The 24,890-nt window shown below is 65.1% G+C and carries 20 protein-coding genes; 9 read left to right on the plus strand and 11 right to left on the minus strand.

Annotated elements, in window-relative coordinates; translation table 11 throughout:
* The first annotated feature begins 6 nt into the window (after positions 1-6).
* Positions 7-498 carry a glutathione peroxidase gene (locus NOV72_RS19070; RefSeq protein ID WP_106856139.1) on the plus strand — a complete coding sequence of 164 codons (492 nt, stop codon included), beginning with the start codon at positions 7-9 and terminating at the stop codon, positions 496-498.
* A gap of 13 nt (positions 499-511) precedes the next feature.
* Here NOV72_RS19070 and cls read toward each other — a convergent pair whose 3' ends face one another.
* The 6 genes from cls to dapC all read right to left on the minus strand — a co-directional run bounded on the left by cls (position 512) and on the right by dapC (position 6,721).
* A complete protein-coding gene (cls, locus tag NOV72_RS19075) occupies positions 512-2,002 on the minus strand; it encodes a cardiolipin synthase (protein ID WP_106856140.1) in 1,491 nt (496 codons plus the stop codon).
* Between the two features lie 124 nt (positions 2,003-2,126).
* A complete protein-coding gene (gene prmB, locus NOV72_RS19080) occupies positions 2,127-3,011 on the minus strand; it encodes a 50S ribosomal protein L3 N(5)-glutamine methyltransferase (RefSeq protein ID WP_106856141.1) in 885 nt (294 codons plus the stop codon).
* 28 nt (positions 3,012-3,039) lie between these two features.
* Positions 3,040-4,176, minus strand: coding sequence for a succinyl-diaminopimelate desuccinylase (gene dapE / locus NOV72_RS19085; RefSeq protein WP_106856212.1), 1,137 nt, complete (start codon positions 4,174-4,176; stop codon positions 3,040-3,042).
* Positions 4,177-4,265: 89 nt separating this feature from the next.
* The gene (locus tag NOV72_RS19090; protein ID WP_106856142.1) at positions 4,266-4,631 is read right to left on the minus strand and encodes an ArsC family reductase; all 366 of its coding nucleotides are present in this window, start codon (positions 4,629-4,631) and stop codon (positions 4,266-4,268) included.
* Between the two features lie 2 nt (positions 4,632-4,633).
* Positions 4,634-5,461 carry a 2,3,4,5-tetrahydropyridine-2,6-dicarboxylate N-succinyltransferase gene (dapD, locus tag NOV72_RS19095; protein WP_106856143.1) on the minus strand — a complete coding sequence of 276 codons (828 nt, stop codon included), beginning with the start codon at positions 5,459-5,461 and terminating at the stop codon, positions 4,634-4,636.
* A 42-nt stretch (positions 5,462-5,503) separates the two neighbouring features.
* On the minus strand, positions 5,504-6,721 hold the full coding sequence (dapC, locus tag NOV72_RS19100; RefSeq protein WP_106856144.1) for a succinyldiaminopimelate transaminase: 1,218 nt from the start codon (positions 6,719-6,721) through the stop codon (positions 5,504-5,506).
* A 183-nt stretch (positions 6,722-6,904) separates the two neighbouring features.
* Here dapC and NOV72_RS19105 point away from each other — a divergent pair, with 183 nt between their 5' ends.
* The 5 genes from NOV72_RS19105 to def all read left to right on the plus strand — a co-directional run bounded on the left by NOV72_RS19105 (position 6,905) and on the right by def (position 15,722).
* The gene (locus NOV72_RS19105) at positions 6,905-7,882 is read left to right on the plus strand and encodes a DMT family transporter (RefSeq protein WP_106856145.1); all 978 of its coding nucleotides are present in this window, start codon (positions 6,905-6,907) and stop codon (positions 7,880-7,882) included.
* A 125-nt stretch (positions 7,883-8,007) separates the two neighbouring features.
* Positions 8,008-11,523 carry a chromosome segregation protein SMC gene (gene smc, locus NOV72_RS19110; RefSeq protein ID WP_106856146.1) on the plus strand — a complete coding sequence of 1,172 codons (3,516 nt, stop codon included), beginning with the start codon at positions 8,008-8,010 and terminating at the stop codon, positions 11,521-11,523.
* A 148-nt stretch (positions 11,524-11,671) separates the two neighbouring features.
* Positions 11,672-12,922 (plus strand): cell division protein ZipA C-terminal FtsZ-binding domain-containing protein, encoded by a 1,251-nt coding sequence (locus NOV72_RS19115; protein WP_181291111.1) that lies wholly within the window; start codon positions 11,672-11,674, stop codon positions 12,920-12,922.
* Between the two features lie 191 nt (positions 12,923-13,113).
* Complete coding sequence (ligA, locus tag NOV72_RS19120) at positions 13,114-15,192, plus strand: NAD-dependent DNA ligase LigA (RefSeq protein ID WP_106856148.1); 2,079 nt, start codon at positions 13,114-13,116, stop codon at positions 15,190-15,192.
* Positions 15,189-15,722, plus strand: coding sequence for a peptide deformylase (gene def / locus NOV72_RS19125; protein WP_106856149.1), 534 nt, complete (start codon positions 15,189-15,191; stop codon positions 15,720-15,722). The genes ligA and def overlap by 4 nt, the downstream gene beginning before the upstream one ends.
* 64 nt (positions 15,723-15,786) lie before the next feature.
* Here the strand turns inward: def and NOV72_RS19130 are convergent, their stop codons facing one another.
* The 5 genes from NOV72_RS19130 to map all read right to left on the minus strand — a co-directional run bounded on the left by NOV72_RS19130 (position 15,787) and on the right by map (position 21,707).
* Positions 15,787-16,023 (minus strand): hypothetical protein, encoded by a 237-nt coding sequence (locus NOV72_RS19130; protein ID WP_106856150.1) that lies wholly within the window; start codon positions 16,021-16,023, stop codon positions 15,787-15,789.
* A gap of 12 nt (positions 16,024-16,035) precedes the next feature.
* Positions 16,036-16,188, minus strand: coding sequence for a hypothetical protein (locus tag NOV72_RS32400; protein ID WP_181291112.1), 153 nt, complete (start codon positions 16,186-16,188; stop codon positions 16,036-16,038).
* Between the two features lie 83 nt (positions 16,189-16,271).
* Positions 16,272-18,233, minus strand: a complete 1,962-nt coding sequence (locus tag NOV72_RS33150) for a pseudouridine synthase (RefSeq protein ID WP_106856151.1) — start codon at positions 18,231-18,233, stop codon at positions 16,272-16,274.
* Positions 18,234-18,239: 6 nt separating this feature from the next.
* Positions 18,240-20,825, minus strand: coding sequence for a [protein-PII] uridylyltransferase (locus NOV72_RS19140; protein WP_106856152.1), 2,586 nt, complete (start codon positions 20,823-20,825; stop codon positions 18,240-18,242).
* Between the two features lie 72 nt (positions 20,826-20,897).
* Entirely contained in the window at positions 20,898-21,707 is an 810-nt protein-coding gene (map, locus tag NOV72_RS19145; RefSeq protein WP_106856153.1) for a type I methionyl aminopeptidase, read from the minus strand.
* A 383-nt stretch (positions 21,708-22,090) separates the two neighbouring features.
* Between map and rpsB the strand changes: the two genes are divergently transcribed.
* The 3 genes from rpsB to pyrH all read left to right on the plus strand — a co-directional run bounded on the left by rpsB (position 22,091) and on the right by pyrH (position 24,832).
* Positions 22,091-22,843: a 30S ribosomal protein S2 gene (rpsB, locus tag NOV72_RS19150; RefSeq protein WP_062610837.1), complete on the plus strand. Its 753-nt coding sequence runs from the start codon at positions 22,091-22,093 to the stop codon at positions 22,841-22,843.
* Positions 22,844-22,994: 151 nt separating this feature from the next.
* A complete protein-coding gene (tsf, locus tag NOV72_RS19155) occupies positions 22,995-23,876 on the plus strand; it encodes a translation elongation factor Ts (protein WP_106856213.1) in 882 nt (293 codons plus the stop codon).
* 242 nt (positions 23,877-24,118) lie between these two features.
* Positions 24,119-24,832 carry a UMP kinase gene (gene pyrH, locus NOV72_RS19160; RefSeq protein ID WP_008350086.1) on the plus strand — a complete coding sequence of 238 codons (714 nt, stop codon included), beginning with the start codon at positions 24,119-24,121 and terminating at the stop codon, positions 24,830-24,832.
* Positions 24,833-24,890 lie beyond the last annotated feature (58 nt).

The raw sequence follows: 24,890 nt of genomic DNA on the forward strand, positions 1-24,890 counted from the left end.
CACGCCATGAGCGCAGTCAACGAAGGCATCTACGGCTTTTCGGCCGAAACACTCGACGGCGCGGCCGTCAATCTCGACATCTACCGCGACAAGGTGCTGCTTATCGTGAATACGGCGAGCGAATGCGGTTTCACGCCGCAATACAAGGGTTTGCAGGAAATCTACCAGCGCTTCGCGCCGCGCGGTTTCGCGGTGCTCGGCTTTCCGTGCAACCAGTTCGGCAAGCAGGAACCGGGCGACGCCGGGCAGATCGGCGCTTTCTGCGAGAAAAACTTCGGCGTCACCTTCCCGATGTTCGCCAAGATCGAGGTGAACGGCGCGAACGCGCATCCGCTCTACAAGTATCTGAAGGACAAGGAGCCCGGCCTGCTCGGCATCGAGGCGATCAAATGGAACTTCACGAAGTTTCTCGTCGATCGGAAAGGGAACGTCATCAAGCGTTATGCACCGCAGACGAAACCCGAATCGGTTGCCGACGACATCGAAAAGCTGCTTTGAGCGCCGGACGGGTTCAGAGGATCGGCGAGAAAAGCCGCGCGACGTGCATCGCCATGCGCCGCCAGAAAGCCTTGCCGCGATAGTCGTTGCTGTCGATCTCGAAGGAATCCGCGAAATCCGCGAGCAGCATCGATTCGACCTGGCCCGCGAACGCGCGGTCGACCGTCAGCACGGTGATCTCGAAGTTCAGGCGAAACGACCGGTTGTCGAGATTCGCGCTGCCGATCGACGCGGCGATGTCGTCGACCAGCACGACCTTCTGATGCAGAAAGCCCGGCCTGTAGCGGAAGATGCGCACGCCCGCCTGGACGAGATCGTACGCATAGAGGCGCGACGCGGCGAACACCACGCGATGATCGCGCCGGCTCGGAATAAGGATGCGCACGTCCACGCCGCGCATCACGGCGAGCCTGAGCGCCGAGAACACGGCTTCGTCGGGAATCAGGTAAGGCGACGTGATCCAGATGCGCTCGCGCGCCGCGTTGATCGCCTCGACGAAAAAGAGCGAGCAGGTTTCCTGCTTGTCGGCGGGACCGCTCGACAGCACCATGCAGTGCATGTTTTCGTCCGAGGGCGGCGCGGGGCCGAGTTCGGGCAGACGCTGCGTCGCCCAGTACCAGTCTTCGGTGAACACGAACTGGATGCTCGCCACCGCAGGCCCGCGCACTTCCACGTGCGTGTCGCGCCACGGCGAGAGCCGCGGATTGCCGCCGAGATATTCGACGCCCACGTTATGCCCGCCGACGAACGCGCACTTGCCATCCACCACGACGATCTTCCGATGATTGCGGAAGTTGATCTGGAAGCGGTGCACGAACTTGCGCGTGGCCGCGAACGGATGCGCCTCGACGCCGCCCGCGCGCAGCGCATTCACGTAGCGATGCGGCAGGTCGAAGCAGCCGATGCTGTCGTAGAGGAAATACACGCGCACGCCCGCCTGGGCTTTCTTGATGAGCGCGTCCTTAAGCATGTCGCCGAGCGCGTCGGCGCGCACGATGAAGAACTGCACGGCCACATAGCGTTCGGCTGCGGCGATCGCTTCGAGGATCGCGTTGAAGGTGGCGTCGCCATTGATGAGCACGCGCGCCGAGTTGCCGCGCAGAAACGGCATGCCGGAGAGCCGCTGCAACGTCCGGATCGTCGGATTGCCGAGATAGGCGGCCGGTCCCGGCGCAATCTCGCCGCGCGCACCGGTGGCGTCGACGAGCGCCACGGCTTCGGGCGCATCGCTACGCGCGCCCGAGTCCCATTCGGCGGGCTTCGAGCGGCTGCGCAGGATTTCGATCTCCAGCCGCCGCTCGTCGATATACCCGGCGAACTTGCTGCGGCCGAGGAAAAGATAGGGAATCAGCGTGAAGTAAGGCATCGCGACGAGCGACACCGCCCACGCCACCGCGCCTTGCGATGTGCGGGTGTTGATGACGGCATGGATCGCGGCGATCACGCCGAGCACATGCGCGGCCATCACGAGCGTGCCGAGGTGTAGCCAGTCTGATGCTTGCATGGACGCGAAAGGGAGCGAAATGCTTCGCTAATGGCGATGCGCCATATTACCCAACCCTTCCGCGCGAAGTGTCGGCGAACGTTGCAGCGCGTGCGTCGCCGCAACGTTCGCCGGAGCAGAGGGATTACCCCGGAAGATCGGCGGCCTGGATCAGGAACACGTTGTCGTCGCCGGCGCTCGTCGAGAGCCAGACGAGATCGAGGCCGCCGAGCGCGGCTTCCACGTTCGGCCGCTCGTTGCCGATTTCGACGACGAGCACGCCGTCCTCGGTCAGCCAGTTGCGCGCATCGCGCACGATGCGCCGCACGACGTCCATGCCGTCCGCGCCGCCCGCGAGCGCGAGTTCGGGCTCGTGCCGGTATTCTTCCGGCAGCGCCTGCATCGCCTGTGCGTTGACGTAGGGCGGATTGGTGATGATCACCTCGTAGCGCGCGCTCGGCAGCGGCGCGTACAGGTCGCCTTCGTAGAGATTTACGCGCTCGTCGAGTCCGTATTCGTCGACGTTGCGGCGCGCGACCGCGATCGCATCGGCGGAGATGTCGACGGCATCGACATCGGCGTTCTCGAAGGCCTGCGCGGCGAGAATCGCGAGGCAGCCCGAGCCGGTGCACAGTTCGAGCACGCGCGTGACCTGATCCGGATCGGCCACGTACGGCTGCAAGCCGTCCTGCAGCAATTCGCCGATGAACGAACGCGGCACGATCACGCGCTCGTCGACGTAGAAGCGGCGGCCATGCATCCAGGCTTCCTGCGTGATGTACGCGGCGGGAATGCGCTCCTTCGCGCGGCGCTCGATCACTTTCATGACGGCGTCGATTTCCTCGTCGAGCAGGCGCGCGTCGAGGAACGGCTCGAGCGTGTCGAGCGGCAGATGCAGCGTATGCAGGATCAGATAGGCGGCTTCGTCGTAGGCATTGGCCGAGCCGTGGCCGAATGACAGGCCCGCTTGGGTGAAGCGCGAGACGCCGAAGCGCAGCAGGTCGCGCACGGTGGTGAAAGGCAGCGCCATCGAAGGCTCCTTTTTATTTTGGGTTGAATTAGGCGATCAGTATTTCGAGCACGCGCCGGTACACGTTTTTCAGCGGCTCGATGAAGCGCACTTCGACATGCTCGTCGATCTTGTGGATCGTGCCGTTCGGCGGGCCGAACTCGACCACCTGGTCGCAGATCCGCGCAATGAACCGGCCGTCGGACGTTCCGCCCGTGGTAGACAGTTCCGTGCGTACGCCGGTTTCATCGTGGATGGCCTTTTCGAGCGCATCCGACAGCGCGCCGCGCGGCGTGAGAAAGGGCAGGCCGCTCACGATCCACTGCAGATCGTAGTCGAGGCCGTGCTTGTCGAGGATCGCGCGGACGCGGCCTTGCAGGCCCTCGACCGTGCTCGCCGTCGAGAAGCGGAAGTTGAACATCAGATCGGCGTGGCCGGGAATGATGTTGGTCGCGCCGGTGCCGGAGTGCAGATTCGACACCTGCCAGGTCGTCGGCGGGAAGTATTCGTTGCCGTCGTCCCAACGTTCGGCGACGAGTTCGGCCAGCGCGGGCGCGAGCAGATGCACCGGATTTTTCGCGAGATGCGGATACGCGATATGCCCCTGCACGCCCTTGACGACGAGCTTGCCGGTCATCGAGCCGCGCCGCCCGTTCTTGACCATGTCGCCGAGCGTGACGTTCGAGGTCGGCTCGCCGACGATGCAGTAGTCGAGCCGTATGCCGCGCGCCTGCAACGCTTCGACGACCTTGATCGTGCCGTCGGTCGCGGGGCCTTCTTCGTCGCTCGTGATGAGAAACGCGAGCGTTCCGCGATGCTCCGGATGCTGGGCGACGAACTCTTCGCTCGACACGACGAACGCCGCGAGTGACGCCTTCATGTCCGCCGCGCCGCGGCCGAAGAGCTTGCCGTCGCGATGCGCCGGCGTGAAAGGCGGCGAGGTCCACTGTTCGAGCGGACCGGTCGGCACGACATCGGTGTGGCCGGCAAACGCGAGCAGATTGGCCGAAGCGTCCGTGCCGCGCTTCACGGCCCACAGGTTCGTGACGCCGCCCGATTCAATCGTTTCGCATTCGAAGCCGATTGCCGCGAGCCGCTCGATCATGAGCGCCTGACAAGCCTGGTCGTCGGGCGTGACGGATGCGCGTTCGATCAGCGCTTCGGTGAGTGTGAGCGTTTCGGACATGGTCGTTTCGAGATAAAAAATGCCGGCGCGCAGGCCGGCACTCGTAGTGTTCGTGCGATGGCCGTCGAGTTCGCAGCCATCGCCCTGAATCACGCAAAAAGCGTTTCGTACTGCTCGGCGGAAAACCCGAGCGTCTTCACGCGCCCGTTCACGACGACAACCGGCCGCTTGATGATCGACGGCTTGTGGATCATCAGCGCGATCGCGCCGCTGGTCGTGTCGGCTTCGGCCTTGTGCACGTCGGACAAGCCACGCCACGTCGTGCCGCGCTTGTTGATGAGCTGCTCCAGCGGAACGTCCTTGAGCCAGTCGCGCACCAGCGGCTCGGACACGCCCGCTTTCTTGAAATCGTGAAACTCGAACGGCACGCCGTGCTCTTCCAGCCACACGCGCGCTTTTTTCACGGTGTCGCAATTCGGAATGCCGTAGACCACAGTGGTCGAACCGCGCGCCACGATCAGTCGCCTCGCAGCAGTTCGTTCAGGCCGACCTTCGCGCGGGTCTTGGCATCGACCTTCTTGACGATCACGGCGCAGTACAGGCTGTGCGAGCCGTCCTTCGAAGGCAGATTGCCCGCGACGACGACCGAGCCCGCCGGAATGCGGCCATAGCTCACTTCGCCGGTTTCGCGGTCGTAGATTTTGGTCGACTGGCCGAGGTACACGCCCATCGAAATGACGGAATTCTCTTCGACGATCACGCCTTCCACCACTTCCGAGCGCGCGCCGATGAAGCAGTTGTCCTCGATGATGACCGGGTTCGCCTGCAACGGCTCCAGCACGCCGCCGATGCCCACGCCGCCCGACAGATGCACGTTCTTGCCGATCTGCGCGCACGAGCCGACGGTGGCCCACGTATCGACCATCGTGCCTTCGTCGACATATGCGCCGATGTTGGTGTACGACGGCATCAGGACGACGTTCTTCGCGATGAACGAGCCGCGGCGCGCGATGGCCGGCGGCACGACGCGGAAACCGCCCGCCGCGAAGTCTTCGGCCGTGTAGTTCGCGAACTTCGAGGGCACCTTGTCGTAGAACTGGGAGTAGCCGCCCGCGGGCATCGGCGCGTTGTCTTCCAGGCGGAACGACAGCAGCACGGCCTTCTTCAGCCACTGATTCACGACCCAGTCGCCGTCGCGCTTTTCCGCCACGCGCATCTGGCCTTTGTCGAGCTGCTCGATGGCATGCGCGACGGCTTCGCGGACTTCGGCGGGCGCGGCCTTCGCCGACAGTTCGGCGCGGTTTTCCCAGGCGGTATCGATGATGCTCTGAAGTTGTTGCGACATAGTTGGTATCAAGGATGGGTAGTTTTGGACCGGCAACGCGGATCAGGACGTGAGCGAGCGGCAGAATTCGACGATGCGGCGGGCTCCTTCGACACATTCGCCGGTCTCGGCCACGAGCGCGATGCGCACGAAACCTTCGCCGGGATTCGTGCCGTGCGCGGAGCGAGCGAGAAAAGAGCCCGGCAGAACCGTCACATTATAGTCGGCGTACAGGCGCGCCGCGAACTCGGTATCCGTGAGCCCGGTGCCCGAAACGTTCGCCCAGAGGTAGAACGCGGCGTCGGGCAGGCGGACGTCGAGCACGCCGGCGAGCATCGGCGTGACCGTTTCGAACTTTTGCACGTATTTCGCGCGGTTGTCGCGCACGTGCGTTTCATCCTGCCACGCGACCACGCTCGCGCGCTGAAAGACCGTCGAGAGCGCCGCGCCGTGATACGTGCGATAGAGCAGGAAATCCTTCAGGATCGACGCGTCGCCCGCGACGAAGCCCGAGCGCATGCCGGGCACGTTCGAGCGCTTCGACAGGCTCGACAGCATCACGAGGCGCTCGAAACCGCGACCGAGCCGCCGCGCCGCTTCGAGACCGCCGAGCGGCGGATCGGTTTCGTCGAAATAGATTTCCGAATAGCACTCGTCCGACGCGATCACGAACCCATGCCTGTCCGACAGCGCGAAGAGCTCGCGCCAGTTTTCGAGCGTGAGCACCGCGCCCGTCGGGTTGCCCGGCGAACACACGTAGAGCAGTTGCGTGCGTGCCCAGATGTGATCGGGCACCGCGGAATAATCGCACGCGAAGTTGCGCGCCGGATCGCTGTTGACGAAGTACGGCTCAGCGCCCGCGAGCAAGGCCGCGCCTTCGTAGATTTGATAGAACGGGTTCGGACAGAGTACGATGGGCGGTTCGGCGGCGTCCGCCGTGCGGCTGTCGATCACGGTCTGCGCGAGCGCGAAGAGCGCCTCGCGCGAGCCGGATACGGGCAGCACCTGCGTCGCCGCATCGATCGATTCGAGGCCATAGCGCTGCATCGCCCACGCCGCGATCGCCGCGCGCAGCGGTTCGCTGCCGAGCGTCGCCGGATAGGAGGCGAGGCCGTCGAGCGAATTGATGACGGCATCGCGGATCAGCGCGGGCGTCGGGTGCTTCGGCTCGCCGATGCCGAAGCTGATCGGCGTGAATCCGGCGCGCGGCGCGATGCCCTTGAAGAGCGCACGAAGCTTTTCGAACGGATAAGGCTGAAGTTTCTTGAGAAGTGGATTCACGGCGTGACCGGTAAGCAGTGAGCGATGCGCGCGAGGCGAAAAGCGCCTGCGAGCGCGGCATCGGAAGACATCGAACGGACGCGAAGCAAGCTGACGATTATAGCGCGGCGCCCTGGCCCGGAAGCGGGCGGCGGCGCGCGGCACGAGGGACGAAAGTGTGCAAATGAAGAAGGATGCAGTGCAATGACGCGTAGCCTTGGCAACGCATGGCCGACGCTCGCGATCATGCTGGGCGCGTCGGTGTGGGGCCTCGTCTGGTACCCGATGCGCATGCTCGCCGCGATGGGCCTTTCCGGCACCGCCGCCAGCGCGACGACGAGCGCCGCCGCGTGCATCTTCGTGCTGCTCGCGAAACGCCGCTCGATCAGCACGCTGTCCTGGCACTGGCTGCTCGTCGCGCTCGGCGTGGCGGCGGGCGTGACGAATATCGGCTTCGTGTGGGGCGCGATCCACGGTCAGGTGATGCGCGTGCTGCTCCTCTTCTATCTGACGCCCGCGTGGACCGCGATCTTCGCGCACTTCATCCTGAAAGAGCGACTGACCCGCGCCGATGCCGCGCTCTCGCTGCTCTCGCTCGCGGGCGCCGTGACGATGCTCTGGTCGCCCGAGCTCGGCATGCCGCTGCCCGCCGGTCTCGCGGAATGGGCGGGCCTCGTCGGCGGCATGGGCTTCGCGATGAGCAACGTGCTCGTCGTCAAGATCACGCGCACCTTGCCCGCGATGAAGCCCGAGATGCGCACGGCCGTGATCTTCGGCGGCGCGGCGCTGATCGCTTGCGCCGTCACGCTGTTCGAGCCGATGCCCGCGCCGCCCGCCGCCGCGCTTCTGCCCACGGTGACGTTCATCGTGATCGGGCTGGGCGTCGTGCTCGCGGGCAACAACATGATCGTGCAGCTCGGGCTCGCGCGCGTGCCGGCCAATCGCGCGTCGATCATCATGCTCTTCGAGCTCGTCGTCACCGCGCTCTCGGCGTGGCTCTTCGCGGGCGAAGTGCCCGGTCCGCGCGAATGGGCGGGCGGCGCGTGCATCGTCGTGGCGTGCGTGCTGTCCGCATGGCTGCACCGGCAGGGCGGGGAGCGCGCGTCTTCCGCGCCTGAAGCGCCCGGCATCGCGAAAGACGCGCCGGAAAGCAAAAAGAAATCGACTCGTGCGATGGTATGATGGTGTCCGCTTCGCCGGGACACGCTGCGAGTTGCCGTGTAGCGTGACCGAATGCGATCGACGGGCCGCAATGCGGCTCGTCTGCTATCTATCCTCCGTCATCAATTCCAAACAGCGATATCGCCGTGCGTCTGACCTCGATAAAACTCGCTGGCTTCAAGTCCTTCGTCGATCCCACGCATTTCCAGGTCCCCGGCCAGCTCGTCGGCGTGGTGGGGCCGAATGGCTGTGGCAAGTCCAACATCATCGACGCCGTGCGCTGGGTGCTCGGCGAATCGCGCGCTTCCGAGTTGCGCGGCGAATCGATGCAGGACGTGATCTTCAATGGATCGACGGCACGCAAGCCCGGCAGCCGGGCCAGCGTGGAACTCATATTCGATAACGCCGACGGCCGCGCCGCCGGTCAGTGGAGCAGCTACGGCGAGATCGCCGTGAAGCGCGTGCTCACGCGCGACGGCACCTCCAGCTACTACATCAACAATCTGCCCGCGCGACGCCGCGACATTCAGGACATCTTCCTCGGCACGGGCCTCGGTCCGCGCGCCTACGCGATCATCGGGCAGGGCATGATCGCGCGCATCATCGAGGCGAAGCCGGAAGAACTGCGCGTGTTTCTCGAAGAAGCCGCCGGCGTGTCGAAGTACAAGGAGCGCCGCCGCGAGACCGAGAATCGTCTGCATGACACGCGCGAGAATCTGACGCGCGTGGAGGACATCGTCCGCGAACTGTCGACCAATCTCGAGAAGCTCGAAGGGCAGGCGGTCGTCGCAACGAAGTACAAGGAACTGCAGGCCGAGGGCGAAGAAAAGCAGCGTCTGCTGTGGCTCCTGCGCAAAAAGGAAGCGGGCAACGAAGCCGAGCGCCAGCAGCGCGCGATCCGCGAGGCGCAGGTCGAGCTCGAGGCGCAGACCGCGCGTCTGCGTGAAGTCGAAGCGCAACTGGAAACGCTGCGCGTCGCGCACTACAGCGCGAGCGACGCAATGCAGGGCGCGCAAGGCTCGCTCTACGAAGCCAATGCCGAAGTGAGCCGGCTGGAGGCGGAGATCCGCTTCATCGTCGAGTCGCGCAATCGCGTGCAGGCGCAGATCGCCGCGCTCACCGCGCAGCGCGAGCAATGGCAGGTGCAGGCGCAGAAGGCGCGCGACGAAATCGACACCGCCACCGAAGCGCTCGCCGAAGGTGAAGAAAAAGCCGCCATCGCACAGGAAAATGCCGCCGCGAAGCACGACGCGCTCCCCGCGCTCGAAGCCCGCTGGCGCGACGCGCAGGCCCAACTGAACGAAGAGCGCGCGGGCATCGCGCGCGCGGAGCAGTCGCTGAAGCTCGAAGCGGCGCATCAGCGCAATGCGGATCAGCAGCTTCAGCAATTGCAGCAGCGTCAGGAGCGCTTGAAGGGCGAAGCGAAAGGGCTGGACGCGCCCGACGAAGCGCATCTCGAAGAGTTGCGCATGCAGCTCGCCGAAAACGAAGAGATTCTCGCCGAAGCGCAAGCGCGCCTCGCCGACGCTCAAGAGACGGCGCCGCGTCTGGACGCCGAGCGCCGCGCGGCGCAAGAGCGCGTGCAGAAGGAAAGCGCGCAGATTCATCAGCTCGAAGCGCGCCTCGCCGCGTTGAAGCAGCTTCAGGAAAGCGTGCAGACCGAAGGCAAGATCCAGCCGTGGCTCGACAAGCACGAGCTCGGCGCGCTGCCGCGTCTGTGGAAAAAGCTGCACGTCGAGACCGGCTGGGAAGGGGCGCTCGAATCCGTGCTGCGCGAGCGTCTGGCCGCGCTCGAAGTATCGAATCTGGATTGGGTCAAGGCGTTCGCCACCGATGCGCCGCCCGCCAAGCTCGCGTTCTATTCGCCGCCCGTCGCGGGCAAGCCGGTTCAGACGCCCGAAGGCTTGCGACCGCTGCTGTCGCTCGTGCGCATCGACGATCCGGGCCTGCGCGCCGTGCTGAACGAATGGCTCGCCACGACGTTCATCGTCGACGATATCGCGCAGGCGCTCGCCTCGCGCAATCAGTTGCCGGAAGGCGGCGCGTTCGTCGTGAAGGCGGGACACATCGTGACGCGCGTGGGCGTGCAACTGTACGCGTCGGATTCCGAGCAGTCGGGGATGCTCGCGCGCGCTCAGGAAATCGAGAATCTGACGAAGCAGGTCCGCGCGCAAGCATTGCTGTCCGACGAAGCGAAGGCCAACGCCGTGCGCGCCGATGCCGCGCACACGCAAGGCTCGCAGACGCTCGCCGAGGCGCGCGCCGCCGCGGAGCGCGCCACGCAACGCGTCCACGCATTGCAGCTCGACGTGCTGAAGCTCGCCCAGGCGCACGAACGCTATACGCAGCGCAACACGCAGATCGGCGAGGAACTGGAAGAGATCGCCGCGCAGGTCGAAGAGCAGCGCGCGCTCCGGGCCGAATCGGAAGCCGCGTTCGAACGCCACGACGGCGAGATCGCGCAATTGCAGGCGCGTTTCGAAGACAACCAGCTCGCGTTCGAATCGCTCGACGAAGAACTCACGAACGCGCGTCACGCACTGCGCGAACTGGAGCGCGCCGCGAGCGACGCGAGCTTCGCCGTGCGCGGCCTGTCCGCGAAAATCGACGAGTACCGGCGCAACATCGACACGGCGCACGATCAGAGCGAGCGCATCGCGGGCACGCTGGAAGACGCGCGCGCCGAGCTCGAAACGATCAACGAGCAGACCGCGCAAACCGGCCTGCAGGACGCGCTCGAAGTGCGCGCGGCGCGCGAGGAGTCGCTGCATGCGGCGCGCGTCGAACTGGACGATCTCACCGCGCGTCTGCGTCAGGCCGACGAGCAGCGTCTCATGGCCGAACGCTCGTTGCAGCCGCTGCGCGACAGGATCAACGAACTGCAATTGAAGGAGCAGGCCGCGCGCATCAGCGGCGAGCAGTTCGTCGAACAATTGCAGGCGGCGGGCGTCGATGAAGCCGAACTCGCGGAAAAGCTCACGCCGGACATGAAGCCATCGTATCTGCAAGGCGAAGTCACGCGCCTGAACAACGCGATCACGGCGCTCGGCCCCGTCAACATGGCCGCGCTCGAAGAACTCGCGGCGGCGACCGAGCGCAAGCATTTCCTCGATGCGCAATCGGCCGATCTGAACGACGCCATCGGCACGCTGGAAGACGCGATCCAGAAGATCGACCAGGAAACGCGCGCGCTCTTGCAAGGCACGTTCGACGAGGTGAACCGTCACTTCGGCGAACTGTTCCCGCGCCTCTTTGGCGGCGGGCAGGCGAAGCTCATCATGACCGGCGACGAAATCCTCGACGCCGGCGTGCAGGTCATGGCGCAGCCGCCCGGCAAGAAGAATTCGACGATTCACCTGCTCTCGGGCGGCGAGAAGGCGCTCACCGCGACCGCGCTCGTGTTCGCGATGTTCCAGTTGAATCCCGCGCCGTTCTGTCTGCTCGACGAGGTGGACGCGCCGCTCGACGACGCGAACACGGAGCGCTTCGCGAACCTCGTCCGCGCGATGGCTGCCAAGACGCAGTTCCTGTTCATTTCGCACAACAAGATCGCGATGGAAATGGCGCAGCAACTGATCGGCGTGACGATGCAGGAGCAGGGCGTGTCGCGCATCGTTGCGGTGGACATGGAAGCCGCGGCGGGTTTCGCGCAGAACGGCTGACGTTCTGCGCCGGATTTGACTTGAGTGAAGGCCGGACGACGTTCCGGCAACGTGCGTCACGGCGCGGAGTGCGCGCATCGGCCGGAGGGCGCGATGCGTGCGACAGATCGCGCGGCGCTTCGTAACCTGAAAGATTGATGGAGCCTGCATGGACGAGTTGACACTCGGTTTGATTGGAGCCGGAGCCGTGGTGGTGGGCGGCGTGGTCGTGTACAACGCGTGGCAGAGCGCGAAGGTGCGTCGGAAAATGCCGCGCCCCATGCCCGACGAAGCGGCCGATGCGCTCGCGCGCCAGGAAGCCGACGACGAACAGCCGTTCATCGAGCCCGTGCGCCAGTCGCGGCGCGAGCCGGTCGCGGGCGATGCCGATTCCGCCGACGATCAGCCGCGCGATACGCGCGTCGAACCGAGCTTCGGCGGCGAGAATCCGGCGGTGCCGGTCGCACCGGCCGACACGGCCGTCGATCTTCAAGCCGAGGCGACTTCGGCCAACGGCGCCGCACAGGAAGCCGAACGCGAAATCGAGGACGAGCGCACCGAACCGGTGATGCCCGCTGCGACCACGATTTCCTCGGCGCCGCCGGCGGTCGTGGACCGGCGCATCGACTGCGTCGTGCCGATTCGCCTCGCCGCGCCGGTCGCGGGCGATCGCGTGATTCCGCTCGCGCAGCGTCTGCGCCGGGCGGGCACGAAGCCCGTCACGATCGAAGGCAAGGCCGAGGGCGAAGCCACGTGGGAATTGCCGCGCAACGGCGCGCGCTATGACGAGCTGCGCGCGGCCGCGCAACTCGCGAACCGCAGCGGTCCGCTCAACGAGCTCGAATTCTCCGAGTTCGTGACGGGCGTGCAGCGCTTGGCCGATGCCATCGACGGCGCGCCGGAATTCCCCGACATGATGGAAACCGTCGGCATGGCGCGCGAGCTCGACGCGTTCGCCGCGCAATGCGACGCGCAGCTCTCGATCAATATCCTCTCCGACGGCGCGCCGTGGTCCGCGAACTACGTGCAGGCGGTGGCGTCGCAGGACGGCCTGCTGTTGTCGCGTGACGGCACGCGTTTCGTGAAGCTCGACGCCAAGCAGAACCCCGTCTTCATGCTCCAGTTCGGCGACACCAATTTTCTGCGCGACGACCTCACCTACAAGGGCGGCCAGATGATCACGCTGGTGCTCGACGTGCCCGTCGCCGACGAGGACATTCTGCCGTTCCGCCTGATGTGCGATTACGCGAAGTCGCTGTCGGAGCGCATCGGCGCGCGCGTCGTCGACGATCAGCGCCGGCCGCTGCCCGAGTCCGCGCTGCTCGCCATCGAAAAGCAGTTGATGACGCTGTATGCGAAGCTGGAGCAGGCGGGCATGCCGGCCGGATCGCCTGCGACGCGGCGTCTTTTCAGCCAGTAAGCGTTCATGCGCGCGGCTCGCGACGCGCGCCCGCTGCAAGATCATCGCGCCCCGGACGGGGCGCTTTTCTTTGCATGCGCGCCGCCGCACCGACGCCCGCACTTAGGCCGTTCAGCCGATGCCACGATTTTCCGATCTTCTGAGACAATCGAACGGTCGGTTGACTGACTCATCCACTTTCCCGAAGCCGCATGTCCCGAAAAACAAAAGCCGAGTCCGCCGTTTCCGCCAGGTCGGAAGCCGCCGTGCCCAGCGCCGATCGTCCGGCCGAGCGCGCGGCGTGGCTGCGCTCGGAGCTCGAGCGCGCCAATTACGCGTATTACGTGCTGGATCAGCCGGATCTGCCCGACGCCGAATACGACACGCTTTTCAAGGAGCTTCAGGGCATCGAGGCCGATCACCCGGACCTCGTCACGCCGGATTCCCCGACGCAGCGCGTGGGCGGCGAAGTGGCCGAGGGCTTCACGCCGGTCGTCCACGACGTGCCGATGCTCTCGCTCAACAACGGTTTCGCGGACGAGGACATCGTCGCGTTCGACAAACGCGTGTCCGACGCGCTGGGCCGCACGCCCGTCGAATACGCATGCGAACTGAAATTCGACGGCCTCGCCATTTCCCTGCGTTTCGACGACGGCCATTTCGTGCAGGCCGCGACGCGCGGCGACGGCGCGACCGGCGAGGACGTCACCGCGAACGTGCGCACCATCCGCTCGATTCCGCTCACGCTGAAGGGCGAGAACGTGCCGAAGCGGCTCGACGTGCGCGGCGAGGTGCTGATGTTCAAGCGCGACTTCGAGCGCCTGAACGCGCGTCAGCGCGACGCGGGGCAGCGCGAATTCGCCAATCCGCGCAACGCGGCGGCGGGCGGTCTGCGCCAGCTCGACCCCAAAATGACCGCGCAACGCTCGCTGTCGTTCTTCGCTTACGGCATCGGCGTGCTGGAAGGCGCGGAGATGCCCGCCACGCACGCCGCGCTGCTCGACTGGTACAAGGAAATGGGCCTGCCGGTGAATGCGGAGCGCGCGGTGGTCGAAGGCGCGGACGGCCTGCTCGGGTTCTTCGGCAAGATCGGCGAGAAACGCGACAAACTGCCGTATGACATCGACGGCGTCGTCTACAAGGTCGATCGCCGCGACGAGCAGGACAAGCTCGGCTTCGTGTCGCGTGCGCCGCGTTTTGCGCTCGCGCACAAGTTTCCGGCGCAGGAAGCGCTGACGGAACTGCTCGCCATCGACGTGCAGGTCGGCCGCACGGGCGCGATCACGCCGGTTGCGCGTCTTGCGCCCGTGTTCGTCGGCGGCGCGACGGTCACCAACGCGACGCTGCACAACGAAGACGAGGTGCGACGCAAGGACATCCGCATCGGCGACACGGTCACCGTGCGCCGCGCGGGCGACGTGATTCCCGAGGTCGTCGGCGCGATTCTCGAGCGCCGTCCCGCCGATGCGCGCGAATTCGTGATGCCGACGGAATGCCCGGTCTGCGGTTCGAAGATCGAACGCCTGCCGGACGAGGCGATCGCGCGCTGCACGGGCGGGCTGTTCTGCCCGGCGCAACGCAAGCAGGCGCTCTGGCACTTCGCACAGCGCCGCGCGCTCGACATCGACGGGCTGGGCGAGAAGATCATCGATCAACTGGTCGAGCAGAACCTCGTTCGCACGCCCGCCGATCTCTTCAATCTCGGCTTTTCGACGCTCGCCGCACTCGATCGATTCGCGGACAAATCCGCGCAGAACCTGATCGATTCGCTGGAAAAAGCGAGCAAGACGACGCTCGCGCGCTTCATCTATGCGCTTGGCATCCGGCACGTGGGCGAATCGACGGCGAAGGATCTGGCCAAGCACTTCGGCTCGCTCGACCCGATCATGGCGGCATCCGTCGACGAGCTGCTCGAAGTCAACGACGTCGGCCCGATCGTCGCCGAGGCGATTCACAACTTCTTCAGCGAAGAACACAACCAGCATGTGATCGAGCAGTTGCGCGTGAAGGTGTCGTGGCCGGAAGGGCCGCCCGCGCCGAAAGCCCCGCAAGGCGCGCTGGCGGGCAAGACCGTCGTGCTGACGGGCACGCTGCCCACGCTCGCGCGCGAGGAAGCGAAGGAAATGCTGGAGGCGGCCGGGGCCAAGGTGGCCGGCTCGGTATCGAAGAAGACCGACTACGTCGTGGCGGGCGCGGAAGCGGGCAGCAAGCTCGCGAAAGCAGAGGAACTCGGTGTTCCCGTTCTCGACGAAGACGGCATGCGTAAGCTTTTGGAAGGAGTCACTCCATGATTCGCGAAATCCTGAAGATGGGCGATCCGCGGCTATTGCGTATCGCGCAGCCGGTCGAGCATTTCGACACCCCCGAACTGCACGCGCTCGTGCAGGACATGTTCGAGACGATGCGCGACGCCAACGGCGCGGGCCTCGCCGCGCCGCAGATCGGCGTCGATCTGCAGGTGGTGATCTTCGGCTTCGGGCAGAACGAGCGTTATCCAGACGCGCCGTCGGTGCCGGAGACGGTGCTGATCAATCCGATCATCACGCCGAACGGGCACGACATGGAGGAGGGCTGGGAAGGATGTCTGTCCGTGCCGGGTTTGCGCGGCGCGGTGCAGCGCTTCTCGATGATCCGCTACCAGGGCTTCGATCAATACGGTAACGCCATCGAGCGGCTCGCCGAGGGCTTTCACGCGCGCGTCGTGCAGCACGAGTGCGACCATCTGATCGGCAAGCTCTATCCGATGCGCATCACCGACTTCTCCAAGTTCGGCTTCACCGAAGTGCTTTTTCCGGGGCTCGATCCGGCGCGCGACGACTGAGGTTGCGCCGTTCGAATCGCAAGGGAAACACGAGGAAGGCCGCTTCGGGAGAAGCGGCTTTTTTCTACGCCAACGTTTTCGAGCTGCCGCTGATTTCCGGCTGACGGAACAGCGCGACGTGCTCCGGATTCGCGGATGCCTGGAGGCGTCCGTCGGGCAGGCGGGCAATGACCATTTCCCCGATACCGGGGCTCATCACGACGACTTCGTCGCGCAGGGCAAGCAGGGCTTCGAGCCGTCGTCGGCCGCTCACGATCTCCAGACCGGTTCCTGTCTCACGAACGATGATCTCAACTGACATGGCGATTCTCCATCAATGCCGTTCAATGCTGCCGATCCTGCCGCCGTCCACCTCGATCGACGAGGCCGCGCGGCGCGCATCCTCCTGAAAGATGTAACGGATCGATGATTCATTTTCTTTAGCCAAAAAGCGGCCGAAAACGAAAAGGCACGACCGGGATTGCATCGTGCCGATTTTTCCGCTGGAACGTCGTATTTTTGCGACGCAGCAGACGCCGCACGGACAAGCGTGCGGCGTCGCTGCCTGGCTCAGAAAGTCTCGTTCGGCGCGAGATAGCGCCACTGACCGGGCGGCAGCGAGCCGAGCGTGACGTGGCCCATGCGAATGCGTTTCAGGCCGACGACTTCCAGCCCGACCAGCTCGCACATCCGGCGAATCTGCCGTTTCTTGCCTTCGCGCAGCACGAAGCGAAGCTGCTCGCCGTTCTGCCAGCTCACTTGCGCGGTCTTGAGCGGCACGCCGTCGAGTTCGAGGCCGTGGCGCAGGAGCGCGAGCTTTTCGGCGGGCAGATGCTGCTCGACATCGACCGTATGCTCGCCGAAGCGCACGCGCACGAGGTACTCCTTGTCGACTTCCGAATGGCCGCCGATCAGTTGCTTCGCGATGCGGCCGTCCTGCGTGAGCACGAGAAGCCCGGTGGAATCGATGTCGAGACGGCCGGCCGGCGCGAGCGTGCGCAGATGTCCCGGCGCGAAACGAATGCCCGAGCGATCTTCGTCCCAGTGATTGGCCTGGTTGATGAGCGTGACCGCGGGCTCGTAGCCGTCTTCCGCCTGACCCGACACGTAGCCGACCGGCTTGTGCAGCAGGATCGTGACCAGTTGCGACTGCGCCGAACGCGCCGCGGGCAGGACCTCGACGTTCTGGGTTGGACGGATGCGCGTGCCGAGCGTGTCGACGACTTCTCCGTCGACGAGCACCCAGCCCTTCTCGATCCATTCGTCGGCTTCGCGGCGCGAGCAGAGGCCGAGTTCCGACATCACTTTCGACAGACGCACGAGACCGTCGTGGTGGTCGCGGTGCTTCGGTGTGGATTCGGTGAGGGGGGCGGCGGGCTTGCGTGCTTCGCTACGATCGTCGCGTTTGGCAAACGGTCGGTCGTCGTCACGGCGCGTGGGGCGCGTGCCTGGTGCGCGATCGTCACGCGATTTGAACGGGCGACGTTCGTCGCTGCCTGCTGGTCGCTCGCCACGCGCAGGCGGACGGCCTTCGAAGGATTTGCGTGGACCGCGATCGCCGAAATCGTCGCCGCGCGGCTTAAACGGGCGACGTTCGTCGCTGCCCGCTGGTCGTTCGCCGCGCGCAGGCGGACGGCCTTCGAACGATTTACGCGGACCGCGATCGCCGAACGCAGGACGCGAATCATCGCCACGCGGCTTGAACGGGCGACGTTCGTCACTGCCCGCTGGTCGTTCGCCGCGCGCAGGCGGACGGCCTTCGAAGGACCTGCGCGGGCCGCGATCACCAAAATCATCGCCACGCGGCTTGAACGGACGACGTTCATCGCCATCCGCCGGTCGCTCGCCGCGTGCAGGCGGACGGCCTTCAAACGATTTACGCGGACCGCGATCGCCAAAATCGTCGCCACGCGGCTTGAACGGACGACGTTCATCACCGCCCGCCGGCCGTTCACCACGCGCCGGCGGACGGCCTTCGAACGATTTACGTGGACCGCGATCGCCAAAATCATCGCCACGCGGCTTGAACGGACGACGTTCATCACCGCCCGCCGGCCGCTCGCCGCGCGCAGGTGGCCGGCCTTCGAACGATTTGCGCGGACCGCGATCGCCAAAATCGTCGCCACGCGGCTTGAACGGACGACGTTCATCACCGCCCGCCGGCCGCTCGCCACGCGCCGGCGGACGACCTTCAAACGATTTACGCGGACCGCGATCGCCAAAATCATCGCCACGCGGCTTGAACGGACGACGTTCATCACCGCCCGCCGGCCGCTCGCCACGCGCAGGCGGACGACCTTCGAACGACTTACGCGGACCGCGATCCCCAAACGCAGGACGCGAATCGTCACCACGCGGCTTGAACGCGCGCCCTTCGCGCTTTTCAAATGCCGGCTGGCTCGCGCGCTTGGGATGCGCCTCTTCCGGCGCCGTCGCGCGAACGGGCTTGCGCCCGGTGACCGTGCCGGCTCGAACCGGTGAACGCGTCGCCGATGTGGGACGCGGATGTTTGGCTGTCAGTTTGACGCGCATAAAGTCTCAGGCTGCGATCGCGCGCAGCAGCTCGGTTTCCACCTGGATTTGGGTGCGGTTGCTCGACAGGCTCTTGCCGTCGAGCAGAAACACGTCCTCGACACGTTCGCCGAGCGTGTTGATCCGTGCCGCCTGCACGCCGATCCGGTGTTGCGCCAGAACGCGCGCGATCGAATAAAGAAGGCCCTGCCGGTCGTTGGCCGACACCGACAGGATGTAGTACTGGCCGCGGTCGTCGGGACGCAGGTCCACGCGCGGCGTAATCGGAAACGTCCGCACGAGCCGCGACACACGGCCCTTCGACGGTTCCGGCAGAATGCGCTCGTCCGCGAGCAGCGCGGCCAGTTGCTGCTCGACGAGATTGGCGATGTCGCGATAACTCCCGTCGTGATCCGGATGCGCGACGAGAAAGTTATCGAGCGCGTAGCCGTGACGGGTCGTAGTCACGCGCGCATCGAGCACGGAGAGACCGTTTTTGTCGAAATACGCGCAGATGCCCGCGAACAGATCGGGCCGGTCCTTCACGTAGACGAGCACCTGCAGCGCCGCGCCGATGGGCGAGGGCCGCGCGCGCACGATCGGCTCGTCGCTCTCCACGTGCCGGTACAGCACGCGCGTCTGCCACGCGATGTCGGCCGGATCGTGGCGCAGGAAATAGCCGACGTCGAGCTGATCCCACAGACGCTTTTGCGCGTGCTCCGGCACGGTTTCGAGCCGCAGCAGCGCGAGCGCCGCCTCCTGCCGCGACTTGAGCTCCGAATGCGTATCCGGCTGCGCGCCGCCGAGCACCGCCTGCGTCGCGCGGAACAGGTCTTCGAGCAGCTTGCCCTTCCAGTTGTTCCAGACCTTCGGACTCGTGCCGCGGATATCGGCGACGGTCAGGAGATAGAGCGCGGTGAGCCTTCGCTCCGTCTGCACCGCCGACGCAAACTGCTTGATGACTTCCGGGTCGCTCGTGTCCTGCTTCTGCGCGACCTGACTCATCATTAGATGCTGCTGCACGAGCCAGACGACGAGCTCCGTATCTTCGGCGCCGATGTCGTGCTCGCGACAGAAGCGCCGGGCGTCGGCCATGCCGAGCGTGGAATGATCGCCGCCACGGCCCTTCGCGATATCGTGAAAGAGCGCCGCGACGTAAAGCACCCACGGACGCTCGAAGTTGCCCATCAACTGGCTGCAGAACGGATACTCGTGCGCATGCTCGGCAATCGCGAAGCGCCGCAGGTTGCGCAGCACCATGAGGATGTGCTGATCGACGGTGTAGACGTGATAGAGATCGTGCTGCATCTGCCCGACGATGCGCCGGAAGTTCAGCAGGTAGCGGCCGAGCACGCTCGTCTGATTCATCAGGCGGAACGCATGCGTAATGCCTTCGGGCTGCTTGAGAATCTCCATGAAAAGCCGCCGGTTCTCCGGATCGCGCCGCCAGTCGCGGTCCATCAGATCGCGTGCGTTGTAGATCGCCCGCAGCGTGCGCGCGGAAAATCCCTTGATGCCGCGCGTCTGTTCATACAGCAGAAACGCTTCGAGAATCGCGTGCGGCTCGCGCTCGAAGACATCGTCGCGGGCGATTTCGAGCATGCCTTGCTTTTCGACGAAGCGCCCGTTGATCACGCGCGTGATGCCGCTCGTCGACGGGAAAAGTTGGGCCTCGACGTTCTGAATCAGGATCGTCGCGAGTTGCGTGACTGCCTTCGCCGCCCAGTAGTAGCGGCGCATCAACTGCTCGCTCGCGCGCTTAGCGGCGGTCGCCTTGAAGCCGAAGCTCTCCGCGAGCGGCGTCTGCAGATCGAAAACGAGAATGTCCTGGCGGCGCTTCGCGATCACGTGCAGCCGCGCGCGCAGCGCCTTCAGAAAGCCTTCGTTGCGCCGCAGTTCGCGTGCTTCGCGCTCGGTGATGAGCCCGCACGTATCGAGTTCGCGCCAGTTGCTGCCAAAGCCCGCCGCGCGCGCGATCCACAGAATCAGTTGCAGATCGCGCAGGCCGCCGGGGCTCTCCTTGATGTTCGGCTCGAGGCTGTAGGGCGTGTCCTGAAACTTCGCGTGACGCTGACGCATTTCCAGCACTTTCGCCTGGAAGAACGCGCGCGGATCGAGCGTCTCGCGATAGCGCGCCGAGAAACGCTGGAACAGCGGCAGGTCGCCGCAGATGCGCCGCGCTTCGAGCAGCGAGGTCTGCACGGTGATGTCGTTCCCGGATTCGGCGATGCATTGCTCGACAGAACGCACGCTGCTGCCGATATCGAGTCCCAGATCCCACGCCATGCCGATGAAACGCTCGACGCGGCCGTTCAGGTCCGCATGGTTCGCTTGCGGCGATGGCTCGGGGAGAAGCACGAGAATATCGACGTCCGAATAGGGCGCGAGCTCGCCGCGCCCATATCCGCCGACGGCGACGAGCGCCGCGCTCTCGGGCATGCCGCAGGCGGCCCACGCGCCTTTGAGGACGTCGTCGGTGGCGCGGGCGAGCGCGTGCATCAGCGGCTCGACGCTCGACGCCGTCCCGAAGCGTTCGACGAGCGCCGCCTTCGCCACCTTGTAGGCGGCGCGCAACGTTTCACAGGGCGTGGCGACAGCGGCGGTTACGCTCATGAATGGAAAGTGGCGAGGACGGCGAAAGAATGCGCCCGCGTGCGTGCACGGCGAGCGCCGGGAGAGGTGAAATCAGGCGGTCGCGGCGATCAGTTGCGAGCGCGCCTGCGTGCCCGCAGAGACCGTCAGCACGTCGTAGCCGGTCGGCGTGACGAGCACCGTGTGCTCCCACTGCGCCGAGAGGCTGCGGTCGCGCGTCTTGACGGTCCACTGGTCCGGCATCGTGCGGATTTCGCGGCGGCCCGCGTTGATCATCGGCTCGACGGTGAAAATCATGCCGGCCTGCAGTTCGATGCCCGTGCCCGGACGGCCGTAGTGCAGCACCTGCGGCTCTTCGTGGAACACCTGCCCGATGCCGTGGCCGCAGTATTCCCGCACGACGCTGTAGCCTTGCGCTTCTGCATGCTTCTGGATCGCCGCGCCGATGTCGCCCAGATGCGCGCCGGGGCGCACCTGATCTATGCCGAGCCACATGCAGTCGAACGTGGTCTGGACGAGGCGTTTCGCCAGGATCGAACCTTCGCCGACGATGAACATCCGGCTCGTATCGCCGAAATAGCCGTTCTTGATGACGGTGACGTCGATATTCAGCGCGTCGCCGTTCTTCAACGCCTTTTCGCCGGGAATGCCGTGACAGATCACGTCGTTCACGGAGATGCAGGTGGCTTTCGGGTACGGCGGGTAGCCGGGCGGCTGGTAATTCAGCGGTGCGGGAACGGTGCCCTGTTCCTTCACCATATATTCGTGACAGAGACGGTCGAGCGCTTCGGTCGTCACGCCGGGAACGATATGCGGCGTAATGAAATCGAGCACTTCGCTGGCGAGCCGGCAGGCGACGCGCATCTGCGCGATATCGTGTTCGTTTTTCAGCGTAATGGACATGACTTGGCCCGAAATGCGTGTATGCGGGAGTGAGCCGCGAAAGCGGCATTATCGCACCATAAGAAATGTGCCGCACCCGGTTAGTTTGGGGCGGGCGGCGCGGCGGCAAGCGGGAAGTTCGAAAAGGCGCGGTGTGACGGCTCGTCGTACGGCTTGAGGCGAGTAATCCTCACATGCTATACTCGAAGGCTAAGTCGTGATCCACATTGCCGTCATGATTTCCTATGACAATCTACGGCAAAACAGCGCGGATCACGGTTTGGAAAGTAGTTTTAAGTCGATTCGCAAGCCGGCGCACCCAGGGTGTCCGGCGTCCGGAAACCAAAACCACCGGGCGCAGGATGCGGCAGCCGGCTTAAGACCCAACCCTCGCGGAGAATTTCATGGCAGTCACGATGCGTCAAATGCTGGAAGCCGGTGTCCACTTCGGTCACCAAACGCGCTTCTGGAACCCCAAGATGGCCCCGTACATCTTCGGTCATCGCAACAAGATTCACATCATCAACCTCGAAAAGACGCTGCCGCTCTACAACGACGCGCTGAAGTACGTGCGCCAGTTGGCAGCGAACCGCGGCACGATTCTTTTCGTCGGCACGAAGCGTCAGTCGCGCGACACGATCGCTCAGGAAGCAGCGCGCGCAGGCATGCCGTTCGTCAACGCCCGCTGGCTCGGCGGCATGATGACCAACTTCAAGACGCTGAAAGTTTCGATCAAGCGCCTGAAGGACATGGAAGCGGCGCTGGAATCGGGCGAAACCGAGCGCATGAGCAAGAAGGAAGCGCTCCTGTTCGAACGCGAAATGGTCAAGCTGCAAAAGTCGATCGGCGGCGTGAAGGACATGGGCGGCATCCCGGACGCGATGTTCGTCATCGACGTCGGCTATCACAAGATTGCCGTCACGGAAGCCAAGAAGCTCGGCATTCCGGTCATCGCCGTGGTCGACACGAACCACTCGCCGGAAGGCATCGACTACGTCATCCCGGGTAACGACGACGCATCCAAGGCCGTGTCGCTGTACGCTCAGGGCGTTGCCGACGCGATCCTCGAAGGCCGCGCAAACGCAGTGAACGACGTCGTTCAGGCCGTCCGTAACGGCGAAGGCGACGAGTTCGTCGAGGTCAACGCAGAGGCGTAATCGAGCCCTGTGGCCGACAAAAAAGGGGGCTTTGAGAAAGGCCCCTTTTTTTTAGTCGCGCATTTGCCAAAGCGATAGAAGTGTCAATTTTCCTGCCGTGGGCGCGCTGTAAAGCCGGCGGCACGTATCAAACAGACCCAAGGAGCGAATGATGGCGGCAATTACCGCAAGCATGGTGGCAGAACTGCGCGCGAAGACCGATGCGCCGATGATGGAATGCAAGAAGGCGCTGACGGAAGCCGACGGCGACATGGCGCGCGCGGAAGAACTGCTGCGCGTCAAGCTCGGCAACAAGGCGAGCAAGGCGGCATCGCGCGTGACGGCTGAAGGCATCGTGACGGCGCACGTCGAAGGCGGCGTGGGCGCGCTCGTCGAACTGAACTGCGAAACCGACTTCGTCGCGAAGAACGACGACTTCATGGCTTTCGGCAAGACCGTCGCCGAACTCGTGGCGAAGCAAAACCCGGCGGACGTCGCAGCCCTGTCGGCGCTGCCGCTCGAAAGCTCGACGGTCGACGCCGTGCGTCTCGCGCTCGTCGGCAAGATCGGCGAAAACCTGTCGATCCGCCGTTTCGTGCGCTTCGAAACCGCGAACAAGATCGCGTCGTACCTGCACGGTACGCGCATCGGCGTGCTGGTCGAGTTCGCCGGCGCGGACGAGCAGATCGGCAAGGACGTCGCGATGCACGTTGCCGCGATGAAGCCGGTTTCGCTGTCGTCGGACGAAGTGCCGGCCGACCTGATCGCCAAGGAACGCAGCATCGCCGAGCAGAAGGCCGCCGAGTCGGGCAAGCCGGCCGAGATCGTCGCGAAGATGGTCGACGGCTCGATCCAGAAGTACCTGAAGGAAGTGTCGCTGCTGAACCAGCCGTTCGTGAAGAACGACAAGCAGACGATCGAACAGATGCTCAAGGCGGGCAACGCGTCGGTGCAGAAGTTCGCGCTGTTCGTGGTCGGCGAGGGCATCGAGAAGCGTCAGGACGACTTCGCGGCCGAAGTCGCGGCGCAAGTCGCGGCGGCCAAGCAGTCCTAAGGCTCGCTTAAGGCGCGTGTGTTGTGATAGACGGCGGCGCGCCGGGCCCGCAGTACCTGCGGCGGAACATTCCGCCGCGCGCAATTCAGCGATCCGGATCGCACCAGCAGCGGGCGCGTTAGGCTAGGGAAAACCCTGATCTATCGCGCCCGCCGCCCGATCCGGCCCGCTTGCGGTAAGTAATGTTTCACCCCTACAGTTCTACGTTGTTGCAACCCTCCTCGGCGCGATCGGAACCTCATATGCCCACAGCCTACAAACGCGTACTCCTCAAACTCTCCGGCGAAGCCCTGATGGGCGACGATGCCTTCGGCATCAATCGCGCAACGATCGAAAGGATGGTGGCGGATGTCGCGGAGGTGGTGCGGATCGGGACGCAGCTCGCCGTCGTCATCGGCGGCGGCAATATCTTCCGCGGTGTGGCGGGCGGCGCGGCCGGCATGGATCGCGCGACGGCCGACTACATGGGCATGCTCGCCACGATGATGAATGCGCTCGCGCTGCAGGACGCCATGCGCCACGCGGGCATCGAAGCGCGCGTGCAGTCGGCGCTGCGCATGGATCAGGTGGTCGAGCCGTACATCCGCCCGCGCGCCATTCGCCAGCTCGAAGAGGGCAAGGTCGTGATCTTCGCGGCCGGCACGGGCAATCCGTTCTTCACGACGGACACGGCCGCCGCGCTGCGCGGTTCGGAAATCGGCGCCGAAGTGGTGTTGAAGGCGACGAAGGTCGATGGCGTATACTCCGCCGACCCGAAAAAGGATCCGCACGCGACGCGCTACAGCACGATCAGCTTCGACGAAGCCATCGGCAAGAACCTTCAGGTGATGGACGCCACCGCGTTCGCGCTGTGCCGCGACCAGAAGCTGCCGATTCGCGTGTTCTCCATCACGAAGCCGGGCGCATTGAAGCGCATCGTGCAGGGCGACGACGAAGGTACGCTCGTCCACGTGTAAACTCTCGCGATATCAGGCGCCGCGCGGCGGGCGGGAAGCCTCGCGCGGGACGCGCCGC

Source organism: Caballeronia novacaledonica (genome assembly GCF_900258035.1).
GTDB lineage: Bacteria > Pseudomonadota > Gammaproteobacteria > Burkholderiales > Burkholderiaceae > Caballeronia > Caballeronia novacaledonica.

What these genes read in the sequence shown, in the direction of transcription:
- NOV72_RS19070 (WP_106856139.1), top strand. Translation starts at nt 7, where the DNA reads ATGAGCGCAGTCAACGAAGGCATCTACGGCTTTTCGGCCGAAACACTC.
- cls (WP_106856140.1), bottom strand. Translation starts at nt 2,002, where the DNA reads ATGCAAGCATCAGACTGGCTACACCTCGGCACGCTCGTGATGGCCGCG.
- prmB (WP_106856141.1), bottom strand. Translation starts at nt 3,011, where the DNA reads ATGGCGCTGCCTTTCACCACCGTGCGCGACCTGCTGCGCTTCGGCGTC.
- dapE (WP_106856212.1), bottom strand. Translation starts at nt 4,176, where the DNA reads ATGTCCGAAACGCTCACACTCACCGAAGCGCTGATCGAACGCGCATCC.
- dapD (WP_106856143.1), bottom strand. Translation starts at nt 5,461, where the DNA reads ATGTCGCAACAACTTCAGAGCATCATCGATACCGCCTGGGAAAACCGC.
- NOV72_RS19105 (WP_106856145.1), top strand. Translation starts at nt 6,905, where the DNA reads ATGACGCGTAGCCTTGGCAACGCATGGCCGACGCTCGCGATCATGCTG.
- NOV72_RS19115 (WP_181291111.1), top strand. Translation starts at nt 11,672, where the DNA reads ATGGACGAGTTGACACTCGGTTTGATTGGAGCCGGAGCCGTGGTGGTG.
- ligA (WP_106856148.1), top strand. Translation starts at nt 13,114, where the DNA reads ATGTCCCGAAAAACAAAAGCCGAGTCCGCCGTTTCCGCCAGGTCGGAA.
- def (WP_106856149.1), top strand. Translation starts at nt 15,189, where the DNA reads ATGATTCGCGAAATCCTGAAGATGGGCGATCCGCGGCTATTGCGTATC.
- NOV72_RS19130 (WP_106856150.1), bottom strand. Translation starts at nt 16,023, where the DNA reads ATGTCAGTTGAGATCATCGTTCGTGAGACAGGAACCGGTCTGGAGATC.
- NOV72_RS32400 (WP_181291112.1), bottom strand. Translation starts at nt 16,188, where the DNA reads ATGCAATCCCGGTCGTGCCTTTTCGTTTTCGGCCGCTTTTTGGCTAAA.
- NOV72_RS33150 (WP_106856151.1), bottom strand. Translation starts at nt 18,233, where the DNA reads ATGCGCGTCAAACTGACAGCCAAACATCCGCGTCCCACATCGGCGACG.
- NOV72_RS19140 (WP_106856152.1), bottom strand. Translation starts at nt 20,825, where the DNA reads ATGAGCGTAACCGCCGCTGTCGCCACGCCCTGTGAAACGTTGCGCGCC.
- map (WP_106856153.1), bottom strand. Translation starts at nt 21,707, where the DNA reads ATGTCCATTACGCTGAAAAACGAACACGATATCGCGCAGATGCGCGTC.
- rpsB (WP_062610837.1), top strand. Translation starts at nt 22,091, where the DNA reads ATGGCAGTCACGATGCGTCAAATGCTGGAAGCCGGTGTCCACTTCGGT.
- tsf (WP_106856213.1), top strand. Translation starts at nt 22,995, where the DNA reads ATGGCGGCAATTACCGCAAGCATGGTGGCAGAACTGCGCGCGAAGACC.
- pyrH (WP_008350086.1), top strand. Translation starts at nt 24,119, where the DNA reads ATGCCCACAGCCTACAAACGCGTACTCCTCAAACTCTCCGGCGAAGCC.